This is a genomic window from Rhodococcus sp. BH5, assembly GCF_027583855.1.
In the GTDB taxonomy this organism is placed as follows: domain Bacteria; phylum Actinomycetota; class Actinomycetes; order Mycobacteriales; family Mycobacteriaceae; genus Rhodococcus_F; species Rhodococcus_F qingshengii.
On record NZ_JAJHVW010000010.1, the window covers coordinates 75,642 to 92,589 of the forward strand.

The 16,948-nt window shown below is 63.1% G+C and carries 16 protein-coding genes; 4 read left to right on the plus strand and 12 right to left on the minus strand.

What is annotated here, in order from left to right; translation table 11 throughout:
• Nucleotides 1–67 precede the first annotated feature (67 nt).
• From RhoBH5_RS23600 to purL, 4 genes are read right to left on the minus strand one after another with little or no spacing between them, the layout of a single operon-like run.
• Entirely contained in the window at nt 68–457 is a 390-nt protein-coding gene (locus RhoBH5_RS23600; RefSeq protein WP_007733822.1) for a sterol carrier family protein, read from the minus strand.
• Nucleotides 457–1,113: a CPBP family intramembrane glutamic endopeptidase gene (locus RhoBH5_RS23605; protein ID WP_065351345.1), complete on the minus strand. Its 657-nt coding sequence runs from the start codon at nt 1,111–1,113 to the stop codon at nt 457–459. Before RhoBH5_RS23605 ends, RhoBH5_RS23600 begins: the two co-directional genes overlap by 1 nt.
• Nucleotides 1,110–2,894, minus strand: coding sequence for an alpha/beta hydrolase (locus tag RhoBH5_RS23610; protein ID WP_270008857.1), 1,785 nt, complete (start codon nt 2,892–2,894; stop codon nt 1,110–1,112). The genes RhoBH5_RS23605 and RhoBH5_RS23610 overlap by 4 nt, the downstream gene beginning before the upstream one ends.
• A gap of 3 nt (nt 2,895–2,897) precedes the next feature.
• Entirely contained in the window at nt 2,898–5,186 is a 2,289-nt protein-coding gene (gene purL, locus RhoBH5_RS23615; RefSeq protein WP_003940379.1) for a phosphoribosylformylglycinamidine synthase subunit PurL, read from the minus strand.
• A gap of 251 nt (nt 5,187–5,437) precedes the next feature.
• On the opposite strand from purL, the gene RhoBH5_RS23620 reads away from it, so the two are divergent.
• Entirely contained in the window at nt 5,438–6,415 is a 978-nt protein-coding gene (locus RhoBH5_RS23620; protein ID WP_209447932.1) for a Dyp-type peroxidase, read from the plus strand.
• A 27-nt stretch (nt 6,416–6,442) separates the two neighbouring features.
• Here the strand turns inward: RhoBH5_RS23620 and RhoBH5_RS23625 are convergent, their stop codons facing one another.
• From RhoBH5_RS23625 to RhoBH5_RS23645, 5 genes are all read right to left on the minus strand, one after another.
• On the minus strand, nt 6,443–7,735 hold the full coding sequence (locus RhoBH5_RS23625) for a M18 family aminopeptidase (RefSeq protein ID WP_209447933.1): 1,293 nt from the start codon (nt 7,733–7,735) through the stop codon (nt 6,443–6,445).
• Nucleotides 7,736–7,822: 87 nt separating this feature from the next.
• On the minus strand, nt 7,823–8,176 hold the full coding sequence (locus RhoBH5_RS23630; protein ID WP_020970627.1) for a VOC family protein: 354 nt from the start codon (nt 8,174–8,176) through the stop codon (nt 7,823–7,825).
• Between the two features lie 300 nt (nt 8,177–8,476).
• Nucleotides 8,477–9,073: a CatB-related O-acetyltransferase gene (locus RhoBH5_RS23635; protein ID WP_037125853.1), complete on the minus strand. Its 597-nt coding sequence runs from the start codon at nt 9,071–9,073 to the stop codon at nt 8,477–8,479.
• A 156-nt stretch (nt 9,074–9,229) separates the two neighbouring features.
• Entirely contained in the window at nt 9,230–10,459 is a 1,230-nt protein-coding gene (locus RhoBH5_RS23640; protein ID WP_007733810.1) for an acyl-CoA dehydrogenase family protein, read from the minus strand.
• 91 nt (nt 10,460–10,550) lie between these two features.
• Nucleotides 10,551–11,852: an alpha/beta hydrolase gene (locus tag RhoBH5_RS23645; protein ID WP_064114409.1), complete on the minus strand. Its 1,302-nt coding sequence runs from the start codon at nt 11,850–11,852 to the stop codon at nt 10,551–10,553.
• A 69-nt stretch (nt 11,853–11,921) separates the two neighbouring features.
• On the opposite strand from RhoBH5_RS23645, the gene RhoBH5_RS23650 reads away from it, so the two are divergent.
• Nucleotides 11,922–12,533: a phosphoribosylanthranilate isomerase gene (locus RhoBH5_RS23650; RefSeq protein ID WP_030535233.1), complete on the plus strand. Its 612-nt coding sequence runs from the start codon at nt 11,922–11,924 to the stop codon at nt 12,531–12,533.
• Here RhoBH5_RS23650 and RhoBH5_RS23655 read toward each other — a convergent pair.
• Nucleotides 12,521–13,432 carry a hypothetical protein gene (locus tag RhoBH5_RS23655; protein WP_030535232.1) on the minus strand — a complete coding sequence of 304 codons (912 nt, stop codon included), beginning with the start codon at nt 13,430–13,432 and terminating at the stop codon, nt 12,521–12,523. The two genes, RhoBH5_RS23650 and RhoBH5_RS23655, sit on opposite strands and share 13 nt — an antisense overlap.
• A gap of 209 nt (nt 13,433–13,641) precedes the next feature.
• Here RhoBH5_RS23655 and RhoBH5_RS23660 point away from each other — a divergent pair, with 209 nt between their 5' ends.
• Nucleotides 13,642–14,415 carry an SDR family oxidoreductase gene (locus tag RhoBH5_RS23660; RefSeq protein WP_007733807.1) on the plus strand — a complete coding sequence of 258 codons (774 nt, stop codon included), beginning with the start codon at nt 13,642–13,644 and terminating at the stop codon, nt 14,413–14,415.
• A gap of 18 nt (nt 14,416–14,433) precedes the next feature.
• Here RhoBH5_RS23660 and RhoBH5_RS23665 read toward each other — a convergent pair whose 3' ends face one another.
• Both RhoBH5_RS23665 and RhoBH5_RS23670 read right to left on the minus strand, forming a co-directional pair.
• Nucleotides 14,434–14,865, minus strand: coding sequence for a nuclear transport factor 2 family protein (locus RhoBH5_RS23665; RefSeq protein ID WP_064114408.1), 432 nt, complete (start codon nt 14,863–14,865; stop codon nt 14,434–14,436).
• Entirely contained in the window at nt 14,862–15,785 is a 924-nt protein-coding gene (locus RhoBH5_RS23670; RefSeq protein ID WP_270008858.1) for an alpha/beta fold hydrolase, read from the minus strand. Before RhoBH5_RS23670 ends, RhoBH5_RS23665 begins: the two co-directional genes overlap by 4 nt.
• 111 nt (nt 15,786–15,896) lie before the next feature.
• Here RhoBH5_RS23670 and RhoBH5_RS23675 point away from each other — a divergent pair, with 111 nt between their 5' ends.
• A complete protein-coding gene (locus RhoBH5_RS23675) occupies nt 15,897–16,898 on the plus strand; it encodes an NADP-dependent oxidoreductase (protein WP_003939765.1) in 1,002 nt (333 codons plus the stop codon).
• Nucleotides 16,899–16,948: the final 50 nt, after the last annotated feature.

Genomic DNA, 16,948 nt, shown 5'->3' on the forward strand with positions numbered 1-16,948 from the left:
AGCGAACCGGATGGTCTCTCACTGTTACTGCGTCAACCACTCTGTTGCTGCGCCAACCCCTCTGTTGCTAGGTCAACCGCAGCAGTGGGAGCCAGTGCGCAATTTCGGGAGCGCGGCTACCTGAGGCGTCGACTCTTCCGTCACCTGAGGCCTCGGAGAACTCGAGCAATCCGGTGACCATCTGCAACCACGTCCGAGCGTCCGTCTCGACGACGTTGGGCGGGGTTCCGCGGGTGTGACGCGGACCTTCGATGCATTGCACCGCAACAAACGGTGGGACCCGCACCTCGACGCTCGATCCGGGGGCGATCTGTTCGAGAGTGCGCGCACTCATCTTCACTGCCGCACCGAGTTCACTGCGCGAAGGCTTCGGCAGTTCCGGATCTCGAAGCCACGGGCCGACGGCCAGGACGGCGGCACGGAATTCGGCGGGGTCGACGGCGCGGCGGGGCGGCATCAGTTCACTCCCTGTCTGCGAGTAGCGATACGAACGGCAAGTGCGCCACCGGCATTCGTGGCCAGGTGCAGCAGGGCGGGGGCAAGTACGCTGCCGCCACGGCGGTGCAGCCACTCGAACAGCAATGCCGAAGCGCCGGTGAACGCCACTGCTGCGGGAACGTTGTCGCCGGCACCGCGAGCGGGAGCGACGTGCCACAGCCCGAAGGTCAGTGCGTGAACAGCCTGCGCGGTCGGCCTGTTCAGTTCGCGGCTCCAGACGGCCGACATCGCGCTACGGAACAACAGTTCCTCGGAGAGCACCGTCCCGAACGGGATGTGCAGGATGATCCATTCGAGGAAGTCTTCGCGGCCGTCTGCTCGCTCGTCGGCAGCGAGAGTCGCGCGCAAGGACGGAACGGCCAAAGCGACGCTGTAGCCGGTGAGGACCGCCCCCGCCGCGGCTCCGCCGAACTGAGCACCACCACGAATGCCGGTGTGCGCCAAGCCGAGTTCCTCGCGGGTGTAACCACGTGCGAGTAGGACTCCGATGGCCGACAGACCGGCCGCGGTGTTGACCACGGCGCGGGCTCGGGGCGAAAGACCGAATGCCGGAAGCACGACGTTGCTCCAGGTGATCGCGGCGGCGGAGAGCGCGATCGAGGCGACTCCCCTCACTTCTCGGGGCCCTCTGATTTCACGGCGACAACCAATGCCGACCGCACCCGCTCGGTTTCTGCAGCCGTCCATCCCTCGGGCTGGGCGACGCTGATCCAGGCGTCCAGAACGGAGGTTCCGTAATTGTGACCGTGACCGTCGGGAACTCCCGCGGCGTTACCGAGGTCTGCAGACACCTGCCAGAACGTCACGACCGGGAACCATTTCATCGACGGCGAGCGGTCGAAACCGGGCACTTCCTTGAGCCACTCGGGCCGATTGAACATGAGGTCGGGCGACCACCACACCACCGGATCGGAAGGGTGCTGGACAAACAGAACCCGCGGCTGCGGCCACGTCATCCCGTCGGTCGGAATGTCTTCGGAGCGATCCGCGAACCGCACGCCGGCCAAGCCGTCCGCGTATACGGGCGCTACTTCGGGGGTACCAGGATCGCGCCTCTTCTCGATCGAACGCCACAACTGCGTCGCGTTCGGTGGGCCAACCCACAGAATTCCGTCGGCGGTATCGCGCGCCGCTTGCAGTGTGTCGAAGGCTCCGGCGCCGGCCATGACGCCGAGGCTCTCGCCGTAGACCATGAACTTCGGCCTGGTGGCTTCCGGTTCCTGGAGCCATCTTTCGTGTACCCGCTCGATCAACAGGCGTCCGGCAGCTTGCGCCTTCTCCTGATCGGCGAGGAACGAGATCCAACTCGGCAGGTACGAGTACTGGCTGGCGACAAGAGCAGTGTCGCCGTCATGCACAAGTTCGATTGCCTGTGCCGCAGTGGGATTGACCCACCCCGTACCCGTCGTCGGAATGACCACGAGGACCTTGCGTTGGAAGGCGCCGGTTCGCTCCAGCTCCTTGATGACCAGATCCATACGCTCTTCGGGATCTTCGGCGCTTTCAAGTCCGGCATATACGCGAATCGGATCCATCGCAGGCTTACCGGTTGCCGCTTCGAGTTCCTGCGCGTCGAGTCCGCGCGAGACGAAGTTTCGTCCCTCGAACCCCAATGTGTCCCAGGGAGCGGCTGATTCGGGGCTACCCGATTTCATCGGATCCTGCGGTTCGACGATGCCGTCGCGAGTGGTCGAGTTCTGCAGACTGAAGATCGAGTTGGTCGCTGCATAGATTCCGCGGACCAGGACGCCGTCGACCAGCATGAAGAACAGGACGGTGACAACCAGGACACCGACGCCATTGGCCACCGACCGTGACCAGTGGAACCGCCGCATCAGCTGTCGGGCAATCAGTTTCACCAGATCGTGGAGGACCCGCCAGATCGAGATGAGCAGGCCACCGACGAGCAGGCTCAGTCCGAGGGTTCGGATGTAGCCGGAAGTGGTCGTGCCTTCGGCATCGGTCAGTGCCGCGATTTCACGTTGCCACCCGGCCGCGTAGACCAGCATGATGATCGCCGCGACGATGGACGCGACCGGAACGAAGACCTTGATCGCGGAAGGCACCGGCTCGGGCAGTGGCCACCACCGTCGCCCGCTGAGCAGGTATCGCTCGACAGCCCAACCGATCGCAGTACCGACGCCGTAGCCGATGGCCGAGTTGATTCCGCCGATCAGACCTTGGAAAAGCCAATCGCGCGGCAACAGCGAAGGGGTCAACGACCAGCAGAAGAAGAACGCGGCAAACGCGATGCCGGTGAAGTCGAGTTTGAGGAGCCCCCACGCCCACTCGGTGAAGCGGTTGTCGAGCTTCTCGAGGGGTGCGGGAACAGCCAGCCGCAGGTGGTGTTCCTGCGGCTGGCTGTCAGAAGAAGTCAGTTCTCCGGAATCGACCATCTATCACCCGAACAGTGCGGGCAGCGTTCCCTCGAAGGCCTCACGGAGCTTGGCCATCGTGACGGAGAAGTGTCCCTGGACCTCGACGGAGTCGCTGCCCTCGTCGACGACCCCGATACGCGTCCACGGCAAGCCGCGGGCGGTGCACATACCGGTGAAGCGAGTCTCCTCGGTACGCGGAACTGCAACGAGGACGCGTCCCGACGATTCCGAGAACAAGGTCACGAACGGATCTGCGCCCTCGGGAATCAGGATGCGGCAACCGGTTTCGCCGGCCAGCGCGGCTTCGACGACAGCCTGGGCCAGTCCACCCTCGGAGAGGTCGTGGGCTGCGGTGACGAGACCGTCACGCGAAGAGGCGAGCAGAATGTCGGCGAGCAGTTGCTCACGGGCGAGGTCGACCTTCGGCGGCACGCCACCGAGGTGACCGTGCTCGACCTGCGACCAGATGGAGCCGTCGAACTCGTCGTGGGTGTCGCCGAGCAGGATCAGCGTCTCGCCGGGCTCGAGTCCGAGGCCCGTCGGGATGCGGCGGTGAACGTCGTCGATCACACCGAGGACGGCAACCACCGGCGTCGGCAGGATTGCCGTGGATCCGGTCTGGTTGTAGAAGCTGACGTTGCCGCCGGTGACGGGGATGCCGAGGGTGGCGCAGCCGTCGGCAAGGCCGCGAACGGCCTGCTGGAACTGCCACATGACACCCGGGTCCTCGGGAGAACCGAAGTTCAGGCAGTTGGAGACGGCCTTGGGCGTTGCGCCCGTGACTGCCACGTTGCGGAAAGCCTCGGCCAACGCGAGCTGCGCACCGGTGTACGGGTCGAGCGCGGTGTAGCGGCCCGAAGCGTCGGTGGACAGTGCGATTCCGCGTCCGGTCTTCTCGTCGATGCGGATGACACCGCCGTCGGCGTTCTCGGCCAGGACGGTGTTTCCGCGGACGTAGCGGTCGTACTGCTCGGTGATCCACTTGCGGCTGCACAGGGCAGGCGAGGCGATCATCTTCAGCAGGGTCGCTTCGAGCTCGGCGTCGGTTTCGGGACGCTTCAGTCCGGCAGTCGTATTCGCGATCAAGGCATCCTGCGTTGCCGGACGCTCGACGGGGCGGTGGTAAACCGGACCCTCGTGCGCGACGGTGCGCGGGGGAACGTCGACGACGGTCTCGCCGTGCCAGGAGATGGTGAGGTGCTCACCGTCGGTGACCTCGCCGATGTCGGTGGCCAGGACGTCCCACTTCTTGCAGACCTCCATGAACGCATCGACGTTCTCGGGCGTGACCACGGCGCACATGCGCTCCTGCGATTCGCTCGAGAGCACCTCGGCCGGGGTCATTCCGGTGGCGCGCATCGGAACCTTCTCGAGGTTGATGTGCATGCCGCCGTCGCCGGCCGCGGCCAGCTCGGAGGTGGCGCAGGACAGCCCGGCGCCGCCGAGGTCCTGGATGCCGACGACGAGGCCGGCCTTGTAGAGGTCGAGACAGCACTCGATGAGCACTTTCTCGGTGAACGGGTCGCCGACCTGAACCGCGGGCAGCTTCTTACGTCCGCCGGTGTCTCCACCCTCGTCGTCGAACGTCGCCGACGCGAGGACCGAGACGCCGCCGATTCCGTCGAGACCGGTGCGTGCGCCGAACAGGATGATCTTGTTGCCCGCGCCCGAAGCGAAGGCCAGATGCAGATCCTCGACGCGCATGACGCCGGCAGCGAGGGCGTTGACCAGCGGGTTACCTGCATAGGACTCGTCGAAGACCGTCTCGCCGCCGATGTTCGGCAGGCCGAGGGAGTTTCCGTATCCACCGACACCGCGCACGACACCGTCGACGACGCGACGGGTATCGGGGGCGTCAGCAGCACCGAACCGAAGCTGATCCATGACGGCGATCGGACGAGCACCCATGGCCATGATGTCGCGGACGATGCCGCCGACACCGGTCGCCGCACCCTGGTAAGGCTCGACGTACGACGGGTGGTTGTGGCTCTCGACCTTGAACGTGACTGCCCAGCCGTCACCGATGTCGACGACGCCGGCGTTCTCACCGATACCGGCCAGCATGTTGGCGCGCATCTCGTCGGTGGTGGTCTTGCCGAAGTATCCGAGGTGGACCTTGGAGGACTTGTACGAGCAGTGCTCGCTCCACATCACCGAGTACATCGCCAGTTCGGCGTCCGTGGGACGGCGGCCCAGGATCTCCTTGATGCGTGCGTATTCGTCGTCCTTGAGACCGAGCTCCTTGAACGGCTGAGCGGCATCGGGATCAGCCGATGCGTGCGTGACGGTATCGACCTGGTGAGCAGACACTGGAGAGTGGTCCCTTCCCTACGGGAGTCAAGAGGCAAGCCGGCGCGGAGCGGGACACCACGAATGTGCCCAACGAAAGAACGTGCCGGGGGACAGTCTATCGGTGTGGGCCGACGACTTCCGCAGACGGCAGCACCCGCAACACCTCCGGGCCTGCGAAGTATCGCCCGTCACACCCGCCCCGGTTTGGGTGATCCGGTCGGTTTTCTTAAAGTCAGGGCCGGCCCACTCTCTCCCTCGAAAGGTCTCGCATGCCCCAGGATGTTCGTCAGTCCGACCTCACAGCACAGTCCCAGTCGGTGACCACTCCCCTCACTCCGGCTGCGATTTTCCTGGTCGCGACCGTGAATCCGGGTGGCGAGAACACCACACGAGAACTACTCGCCGACGTCGCCGGCCTACAGCGCGCCGTGGGGCTGCGCGTCCCCGGATCAGGTTTGGATGTGGTGACAAGCATCGGTTCGTCGGTTTGGGATCGACTGTTCGCCGGTCCGCGCCCCGCGCTACTGCACCCGTTCACCGCTTTGCAGGGCGACGTTCACTCGGCGCCGTCGACTCCCGGCGATCTGCTCTTCCACATCCGCGCGCTGAGCATGGATGCGTGTTTCGAGGTGGCTCGGCAGATCACGAAGCGACTGCACGGCGCAGCCACGGTGGTCGACGAGGTTCACGGCTTCCAGTACTTCGAGAACCGAGACCTCATCGGCTTCGTCGACGGCACCGAAAATCCGGTGGGCCGCGACGCCGTCGCCGCCGTGACTGTCGGAGACGAAGATCCTGCGTTCACCGGAGGGAGCTACGTCCACATCCAGCGCTACGTCCACAAGATGCGGGACTGGGAAGCAATCACCGTCGACGAGCAGGAACGTGTGATCGGACGCAGCAAGCTCGAGGACATCGAGATGACGTCCGACGTGAAGCCGGCCAACTCGCACGTAGCCCTCAACGCAATCAAGGACGAGAACGGCAAGGCTCTCGAGATCCTGCGTGCCAACATGCCGTACGGGCGCCTCGGCGACGACGAGATCGGCACCTTTTTCATCGGCTACTGCCGCACGCCGGCGATCACCGAACGGATGCTCGAGAACATGTTTCTCGGCAACCCTCGCGGCAATTACGACCGTCTGCTCGATTTCTCGACGGCCGTGACGGGCTCGATGTTCTTCACTCCGAGCGCCGACTTCTTCGAGGATCTACCGGCTACACCCGCTGGGCTCTCTGCCCGTTAACTGCCCGCTCCCCCAGCTACCCGCCCTCTAACAACGCGGCGTGAGGAACGCACCGAGCGCGTCGGCATACATGCGGACATCTGCCGCGCCCATCAGCTCGCGGGCAGAGTGCATCGCGAGCTGAGGCGCGCCGACGTCGACGGTGGACAGTCCGGTGCGTGATGCCGTGATCGGTCCGATGGTGGAGCCGCACGGCAAATCGGCGCGGTGGACGTAGCGCTGCATCGGCACTCCCGCCTGATCGCACGCGAGCGCGAATTCGCCGGCACCGGCCGCATCGGTGGCGTAGCGCAGGTTCTGGTTCACCTTGAGTACCGGCCCACCGTTGATCTCGATCCGATGAGCGGGCTCGTGGCGGTCCGGGTAATTGGGGTGCGTCGCGTGTGCCATGTCGCCCGACGCGCATACCGAGCCGGCCATCGCCTGCAGGAATTCTTCGCGGCCACCACCGCGTCCCAACACGATCCGCTCGAGCACGGTGTTCAGCAGGTCCGAGAAAGCTCCGCGATCGGACATGCTGCCGACCTCTTCATGATCGAAGAGTGCAAGCACTGGGACCTGCTGACCGGGCGACTCGACTGCGGCCAGAAGTGCTTGTGTCCCTGCATAACACGTGCCCTGATTGTCGAGCCTGGGGGCGCTGACCAGTTCCTTGTCCACCCCCACGACTGCGCTGGGCGCAAGGTCGTGTGTCATCAATTCCCAGCCGAGAACCGACGACGCGGCTACACCCGCACGCTCGGCGACAAAGCCGATGAAAGACTTGGGCTTCGAACCCACGCCCCAGATTCCGTTGACGTGCCTCTGCGGATCCAGCGTCACACCCTTGCGATCTTCGGACAGGTGGATAGCCAGCTGCGGAACACGAAGAATCGGGTCGTCGATGCGAACCAGCTTCTGCTCCACAGTGTTTCCCACCCGGACACTCAATCGTCCGGAGATACCGAGATCGCGGTCGAGCCAGGAGTTCAGCCACGCACCGCCATACGGTTCGAGGCCCACCATCTGCCACCCGGCCGAAGTGAGGTCGGGATGCTGTTTGACCCGCAGGTTGGGGCTGTCGGTATGACCTCCGACAATCCGGAACGGAGCGGTACTTCCCACGCCCTCGGTGCTCCAGGCGATCAGCGAACCGCCTCGCACGAGGAAGTACCGTCCGGGCTCGGCTGGCCACGACTGCGTTTCGTGGACTTCGACGAACCCGCCGGCCGTCAGCTCGGTCGCCACCGTCGCGCACACATGGAACGGCGACGGTGACGAATCGACGAAGCTGCACAAGCCGTCTGCGTCGGCCCCGGTCCGAGAAGTCTGAGAAGTCATGCCCCTCATCATGCCCGAATCGGTGTCCGCGAAATCAGTGGGCACGAAATCAGTGGGCGGAATCGGGCGAGCTCAGAACCTGTCAGCTCAGGCGTGAGGACCCGACACGCAGAACTGATTCCCATCAGGATCGAGGAGCGTCACCCAGCGGAAACCGTCCATGTTCTCGCGGTGGTGCTCAGTTGCTCCGGCCTCGACGAGCCGCGCCACCTCGGCGTCGAGATCCGGACTCCCCAAATCGAGATGGATGCGATTCTTGCCGGCGGTGGGGTCCGGGACCTTCTGGAATGCGAAGTTGGTGGCGCTGTCAGGGACCGCGACGATGTAGAACCAACCGTCGTTTTCCTCGACGATGTTTCCGCCCAACTGCGCTGCCCACCACGTTGCGAGCGGACCGGGATCGAGACTGTCGAAGGTGATCATGCCGAGTGTGAGAGTCATGCGCACACGCTAATGGAAGCCACCGACAAAGACTCTCGATCTCGGGCTGAGATGAGACGATCGTCGAATGCGACTCACAACGCTGCGCGACCGTGTTGCAGAACCACTCTTCGCAGTTTTCATCGCGACCGGCATGCTCCTGAGCATCCTCGGAGTGCTCGCCTGACCATCATCCACTTCGACCTCGAACCGAACCTGATCACCTTCACGGCCACAGGTCTTGCTGTCGGTCTTTTCGCCGCCGCTCTGCTTCACGTCCGGAACTACTCGCTCACTCGATCGAACTAGCAGATCGGTAGATCACTCGACCGCTTCGAGTTCCGCGACACTCCCGTCCGAGATCACCCGGACGTGGCGGGTGATCTTCTCGATCGGCCAGTCCCACCAAGCAATTCGCACCAACTTCTCGATGTCTTCGGCACTGAAGCGGCGCTTGATCTCCGTTGCCGGGTTGCCGCCGACAATTGCGTAGTCCGGGACGTCGCGCGTTACGACGGCGCCAGTGGACACGATCGACCCGTGACCGATCCGGACACCGGGCATGACTGTCACGTTCCCGCCGAACCACACGTCGTTCCCCACGACGGTGTCACCGCGCGACGGCAAATCCTGCACCAAATCCATGTGCCTGGCCCAATCACCGCCCATGATCGGAAACGGGTAGGTGGAGACACCGTTCATACGATGGTTCGCGCCGTTCATGATGAAGGTGACACCGGTGGCCAGGGCGCAGAACTTTCCGATCACCAGTTTGTCGGGACCGTAGTGATGCAACACGTTTCGAGTCTCGAACTCTTCGGCGAACTCCGGATCGTCGTAGTAGGTGTACTCCCCTACCTCGATCAACGGGTTGTCGATCAACGGCCTCAGCAACACCACTCGCGGTTGCCCGGCCATCGGATGAACATTGGTGGGATCCGGCGCAGTGAAATCTGACGCAATGGGATCTAACGCGTTCACTGCTTACTCCGATCCGTCGGCGCGGTGTCGCCGACCGCAGCAAGACTATCTGGTTCCTGCTGCGATCGACCGACAAGCGAAAACGTACCGGTGTCAGCCCAGGAGGCCCTTGGCGATATGGGTGACCTGAATTTCGTTGCTGCCCGCATAGATCATGAGCGACTTGGCATCACGCGCCAACTGCTCGACTCGGTACTCGGCCATGTAGCCGTTTCCACCGAACAGCTGCACGGCTTCCATCGCGACCTCGGTCGCTGCGCGCGAGGAGTACAGCTTCATCGCCGACGCCTCCGCGAGACTCACCTTGTCTCCGGCCGCGGTACGTTCGATCGCGTTGAAGACCATGTTCTGCACGTTGATTCGAGCGACCTCCATCTCGGCCAGCTTGAGCTGGATGAGCTGGAACTGCCCGATCTCGCGTCCCCACAGTTTGCGGGACTTCGCGTATTCGATACTCAGACGGTGGCATTCGTTGATGATGCCGAGAGACAGGGACGCGATGCCGATGCGTTCGGCGGCAAAGCTCTCCTTGGCGCTGGATTTGCCGTCCGACTTTCCGCTGTCCTCGGTCTCGCCGAGCAGACGGTCCTTGGTGATGCGGACGTTGTCGAAGAACAGCTCACCTGTGGGTGAGGAGTTCATGCCCATCTTCTTGAACGGCGGGCTCTGTGTGAGACCCTCCATGCCCTTGTCGAGGATGAAGGCGAGCACCTTGCGATCGCGACGATCAACCGACGCATCGCCCTCGTCGAGCTTTGCGTACACGATCATCACGTCGGCGTACGGACCGTTGGTGATGAAGGTCTTGTTGCCGTTGAGAATGTAGTCGTCGCCGTCGCGGCGTACGTAGGACTTCATGCCGCCGAAGGCATCCGAGCCGGAGTCCGGTTCGGTGATCGCCCAGGCGCCGACGGTCTCGAATGTCACCAGGCCGGGGAGCCAGCGTTCCTTCTGCGCGAGTGTGCCGCGGCTGCGGATAGTTCCGGCAGCCAATCCGAGGCTGACACCCAACGATGCGACCAGGCCGAGGCTGACTCCGGCCAATTCGCTGTTGAGCACGACGCCCATGCTGCCGGCGCCGCTGAAGGCGCTCGACTTCTCACCGTCACCGGAGGGCGCATCGCCGCGCTCGCGTGCCAGCGACTTCTCGAGGCCCTCGCGTGCCATGTCGGCCAGACCGAAGGTCGAGTACAGCTTGCGAATGATGTCGAACGGCGGCAGCGCACCGCTTTCGAGCTCGTCGACGTGAGGTCGCACCTCTTTGTCGATAAAGCCCCGCAAGGCGTCGCGGAACATCAGGTCGGTGTCGGACCACTCGTACATGTGCCTGAACTCCAGTCGGTGAACGATCGAGAGACTGCCGAACGACAGCCACACACCGAATATAGAACACGTTCCAAAACCGGAACAGGATTCAGCTGATCAGTCCCATTCGCTGCGAGATCCACGTCAGCTCCTGCTCGACGCCGGCCGACCACACCGAAAAGCTGTGACCACCGGGAAGCTCGAGATACCTGGCGTCCATTCCGGCCGCTTTGGCCGCTTCGTACACCTTTTGCTGACCGGGCTTGAACTCATTGTCATCTGTTCCGACGACGAACACTCCGCCCGAGTTCGGGAACTTCCGAGTCGCCAGCAGGTCCAACGGATTCACCTTCACGAACGCCGCTTCGTCGCCGCCGAATATCTCGTCGACGGTTCGCTGTCGGTCACCGAGCGAAGGCTCCAATTGACCGGACAGATCGAGGAATGTCGGGTACACCTCGGGGTAATTGGTCGCCATCTGCAGTGAGCAGGTGCCACCGTAGGAGAGCCCGCCGATTGCCCACGCTCGCGGATTCGTGTCGATCTGGAACGCATTCGCCACCGCAGCGGGCAAGTCCTTTGCCAGATACGTGCCGACCTTGCCCTGTGACGAGTCGGTGCACAGCGGATTGGCCATCTGCGACCCTGTTCCATCGGCTATCACGACGACTGGAGCCAACCCCTCGTGATCTCGTGCAAAGGCATCCATTGTCGCGGTCAGCTTTCCGCCCTGGAGCCAGTCCTCGGGCTTGCCAGGCTGACCTGCCATGAGCACGAGCACGGGAAGAAGCGGACGCGGATTGGTGAAGTACGACGGCGGCAGATACACCTGCGCGTCGCGCGCGGAGAATCCTGAAATCGTCCCGGGGACAGGCAAAGTCGTGACCCGTCCGCGAATCGGCATGCCCTCCGGCGCTTTCCACACAGTGTCGGTGGGATCGCCGGTGACAACAGGATCGGTCGGACCGGGAACTTCACTGAGTGAGATGCGGTCGAAATCGTCGTGTCCGAACGCAATTCCCACAGTCGGATACGCGGCGAAAACCAGATTGATCTGCGTCGCGGCAGTGATGACGACCAGAACCGTCGCGATCACGGACAGGAGCGCTTTCGCGACGGTTCCGCCCGCCTTGATTCGCGGCCCGAGAAGTAGCAGCGCGTAGATACCGAGACCGATCCACACGTAGATCGACATCTCGATGGGATCGGGGAACGGCACGATCACCTTTTCGACGGTGATCCACACGGCGATCATGATCACCAGCGCAATCAGCCCCGCGATCGGCACCGCTCTGCGGTAGTACCAGCGCACGTTCGAACCGAGCAGCCACACACCACCCAGGACCCCAAGGACAGTCAGGATCACCGGCAGCGGTCCCGAGATCAAACTGATTCGGTAGAGCCAGTCCACGTCAAGCCTCTCGCGCGTAGAAATGTCGCACGCACGAGGCTAGACGACGACGCTAGTACTCTGTATCAGGTGACATTCATCAAGGTCTGTGGCCTACGCGACGTTGACACGGTCGACCTCACGGTGGGCCTGGGCGTCGACGCCATCGGTTTCGTCTTCGCCGAGAGCGTCCGCAAAGTCGACCCCACACTCGCAGTCGCTCTGCTCGCGCGAGTTCCCGATCACATCCGTGCAATCGGAGTCTTTCTCGGCAACCCGATCGATCAGATCCTCGAGATCGCGAAGATCACCGGGCTTCGCACCGTACAGGTTCACGATCTTGTCGACGCCGAGCAAGTGCAGCGACTGCACGATGCCGGCCTCACCGTCATCCGCGCGGTCGTCTCCAGCAACGTCCGCGACGGTTACAATCTCGACCTCGGCGAGGACGAACTCCTGATCGACGGCGCAGACGCCGGATCAGGGGTGCCGTGGAACTGGGCCCAACAGCAATCGCGCCCGCAAGGCAAGTGGATCCTGGCGGGCGGACTGTCCCCGGACAACGTTCGCGACGCACTCGATGCCACCGGAGCCTGGGGCGTCGACGTCTCCAGCGGCGTCGAATCCTCCCGCGGCGTCAAGGACCACGCGTTGATCGAGAAGTTCGTGAGCGCTGTCCGCCAGACCGATCACTCGAAATAGGACGCGTAGTCGCTGAAAGCGACTTGGCCGGTGGGACTCGCTTTCACGGCGTCGGCAACGGCCGGCGGAATGGGAGCCCAGTGTGCAGGCATCGCTGCCGCCAGTGACGGCTTCAAGATGTAGAGCAGTGCGAAGTTCACTATCCAGAGCGGCGGCGCCATCGACATGCCGACTTCCGAACTCACATTGCCTTTGGTGTTGGTCACCAGCTGCGCTGCTCCCGAAATCTGCTGCGCTGCAAATCCGTAGACTGCCTGCACCGTGTATGCCGACTGATAGAGCGCAATCAGAGTGTGCGTCGCACCGTTGTTGCGCAACCAGGTGCCCACGAAACCGCCAGGGGCGATCAGCGTATTCACCTGTCGCGTCGGCGCATCCGCGTTGGCCGGACTCTCCAGCAATCCGTCTGGATTCACGTACAACCCGTAACTGGCCAGAACCGACGGCGTCGTGCCGGAATAGAGGGGCCGCCCGTTCGTATTGGTGAGAATCCGGGCGCATTCGTCGATCACCGCGGCGTCCTCGCGATTTCCGCCGACCCCTCCGCCGGAGATGAGATCGCGATACTGCTCCTCGGTCAAAGCGTCGGCTGGCTCGAGTCCGATCTGCGCGGCAATCTCTTCCGCAGTCTGCTGACCGAGTGGCTGGTTGAGTTGATCCGGAGTAGTCATCTGCGTGGGCGCGACGCTCTCGTAGACCGGTGCCCCGGCAAAAGGGATCACGAACCCGGTATCGACATTCTCTGCAACCGGTTGCGCGCCGGCCATCTGAGTGGTGGCAAACGAAAGTACGCACACCCCAACCAAAGCCAGAACCGAGACGGTCCCGCGATGAGACCGTGCTCCACGTCTACAGCCCTCGCCTGAGAAAGCCTTGCCTGCAATTCCATTGCCGCGCATAGGTCAACCTCCCGGAACGCAGTCGGGCGAATCAACTCGAGCTTGCATCTCAGTCAAACGCTGTGACCAGCGCCGTGTCAAGACACAGGTCAGGTCGAGGCACGGCGACAGCTCGCTCGATACAGGCGACAGCTCGCCCGCTACAGTGATGCTTCCATCTGAAGTGACCTCACCCCATTTGAATTGCAGGACATCTCTGGAGGCGAGCAGTGTCTGACAAGCGCGGGACCGTATTGATCACCGGTGTCGGTCGGAGCAAGTCGATCGGAGCGAGCCTCGCATTGGGCCTTGCCGAGGATGGTTGGGATCTTGCTATCGGCTACTGGGAGCCTTACGACGAACGCGTCGGGTTCGGGCGCGGAGCGCACGATCCGCAAGACATTGCCGAGAAGTGTCGCGCACTCGGAAGCCGTGTCGACCTGGTTCCCGGAGATCTGGCCTCGCCCGACGTGGCCGATCAGCTCGTTGACGCTGCCGCAGCGCGGAACGACCTCCGTGGGCTGGTGCTCTCACATTGCGAAAGCGTCGACAGCTCGATCCTCGATACCACCGTCGAGAGCTGGGAACGACATTTCGCCGTCAACGCTCGCGCCTCCTGGCTGCTGATCAAAGCGTTCGCTGAACGGCTTCCGGAACAGCGCGACGTCAGTCAGGTGGCCGGGCGGATCATCGCACTCACCAGCGACCATGCGGCCCACAATCTTCCGTACGGGGCCAGCAAGGGCGCTCTCGACCGCATCGTCATCGCCGCCGCAGTCGAACTTGGATCACGCGGCATACGAGCCAACGTCGTCAACCCAGGACCTATCGACACAGGATGGATGACACCCGCGATCAGACAGGCCACAACCCTCCAGACTCCTGCCGGCCGGCTGGGTACTCCCGGCGACACTGCAAACCTCGTTCGGTTTCTGATGTCCGACGCCGGAGGCTGGATTACGGGACAACTCCTTCACTCCAACGGCGGATTCAGTACGAACTGAGCCTTGGCCGGACTCAGTTCAGGCTTTGTAGGTCGGTAGCGTCTGCCCGAGCCTCTTACCCATTTCGGCAGCCAAAGCCGCGAGCCCGCTGGCCGGACGCACCATGACCTCGAAATCGACGATCTTGCCGTCCTCGTCGAATTCGACCATGTCGATTCCCTTGAGACTTTTATCGCCGATGTTCGCACTGAATTCGAGCACGACCCGCCGACCGTTGGCTCCGGCGAACTGACGGTGGTACTCGAAGTTCTCGAACACCTGGATCACCGTATTGAGAATGAGCACAACGGCATCCGCGGACTGGTACGGCTTGAATCCCGTGGGCGATCGGAACTGCGCGTCGGGCGCGACGATCGTCGGTAGCGCCGACAGATCGCCGGTTTCGATCATGGTGTGCCACAACTTCAGTGCAGCTTCGACTTTCGGTTCGAGCGTCAATTCCGTGCTCATGCTTCTACCCATCCATCGACGTTACCTGCCGCTTGATTTACCGGCACTTGACCTGCGACGGACCACGCACTCAACACAGTTCGCACCCCGGTCACGAGTTGCAACGGCTGATCGATCATGACGTGATGTCCGGCTTCGGGAATCTCCGCCACGATGGCCTCCGGTCCGAACAATCCGCGCATGTGCTCCATGAGTCGATCGGACACGATGCCGTTCTCAGCTCGGAAATAGGCTACGCGGCAACGTGGTTCGCTGTCGAGAACATCTTCGGCGCCTACTCGGAGAAAGAAATTCGGATCGAACTTCCACGACCAACCGCCCTCGACTTCCTCCATCGACGTGGCCGCCACATGGTCACGCACCGCAGGCAGACCCGAATCCTGCGGCGGAACGAAGCGGAAACGGCCCATCGCGTCTTCCCTGGTGGGATAAACCTTCTTGGGGCCGAACGCATTCTGGCGTCGAGCCGCCTCCTCTTCGGGCGTACGCGCCTTGAGCGGAGAATCGATGATGACAACCCCGTCCAACAGTTCGCCATGCAGATGCGAGGCCACGAAAGAAACAATCCCACCCATACTGTGCCCCACCAGAATCGGCTTGCCGTCGATTCCCCCTGCCTCGGCCGCCGCCAGCACCTCGCGAGCCCACTGGGACATCGCGTAGGCGTCGCGAGTGTGACTGTCGCCGTGGCCCGTCAAGTCGAGAGCGACGACGCGGCGCCCCTCGGCGAACTGCGGCGCAATGTGATCCCACCAGCGACTGTGGGCTGCGCCGCCGTGAATCAGCACGATTCCCGGCCCCGCCGGCCCCCAAGCCCGAAAGTGCACCGAGGCACCCTCGACCTCCACCGACCCCGTCTCGACCGGCGCTGCCAACGCCCGAGTGAACCAACCAGGCGCGTCTTCGACCACATTGCTCATCGATCGAACATACATAGTCGTCAATCGGTTCATCCAACTCTTCCCAGTTCGTGATCCATCACCTATATTGAATCCGGCCTCAAGTTCAATTCGTTTCGCCGAAGGGGAGAGATGACCAACCGCCAAGTACGCCTCGCCGCCCGCCCGACAGGACTTCCCGACGCTTCCACCTGGGAATACGTCGATGCCGAGATCCCGTCCGCCGGACCGGGCGAGTTTGTCGTCAAGGTCGAATACCTCTCCCTCGACCCCGCGATGCGCGGTTGGCTCAACGACGTCAAGTCGTACGTTCCGCCGGTCAAGCTCGGTTCCGTCATGCGCGCCCACGGCGTCGGACGCATCACCGAATCACAGCACCCCGATTACCAGGTCGGGGACATCGTGGCCGGATCCTTCGGCGCTTCCGAGTACGGCGTTTCCGACGGTACAGACGTCACTCGGGTCGACGAATCGATCGCTCCCCTGCCGACCTGGCTCGGCGCTCTCGGTTTCCCCGGCGTCACTGCGTATTTCGGATTACTCGACGTCGGAAAGCTGAAAGACGGTGACACCGTCGTCGTGTCCGGTGCCGCGGGTGCGGTCGGCAGTCTGGTCGGCCAGATCGCAAAGCTCCACGGGTGCAAGGTCATCGGCATCGCCGGCGGTCCGGAGAAGTGCGCGTGGCTCACCGAGGACCTCGGCTTCGATGTCGCCATCGACTACAAGAACGAATCCGTATACAAGGCGCTCAAGTCCAACGCTCCCGACGGAATCGACGTGTACTTCGACAACGTCGGCGGAGAAATTCTCGACGCCGCTCTCTCCCGTCTGCGCCTCGGCGCTCGGGTGGTCATCTGCGGCGCCATCGCGGGCTACAACGCCACCGAACCTCAGCCAGGCCCTGCTCACTACCTGTCACTTCTCGTCAACCGCGCCACGATGGCCGGCTTCGTGGTCTTCGACTACCTCGATCGCTACGCAGAAGCACAAGAGCAGATCGGAAAGTGGATCAAGAGTGGCGAATTGACTGCTCGCGAGCACGTCGTCGACGGCGGTATCGACGCGTTCGGCGACAGCCTCAATCTTCTCTTCGCCGGAGCGAACACCGGAAAGCTGGTCTTGAAGGTCAGCTGAGTCGGCCACACACGCAGATCGGCCACCGGTATTCCGGTGGCCGATTCGCT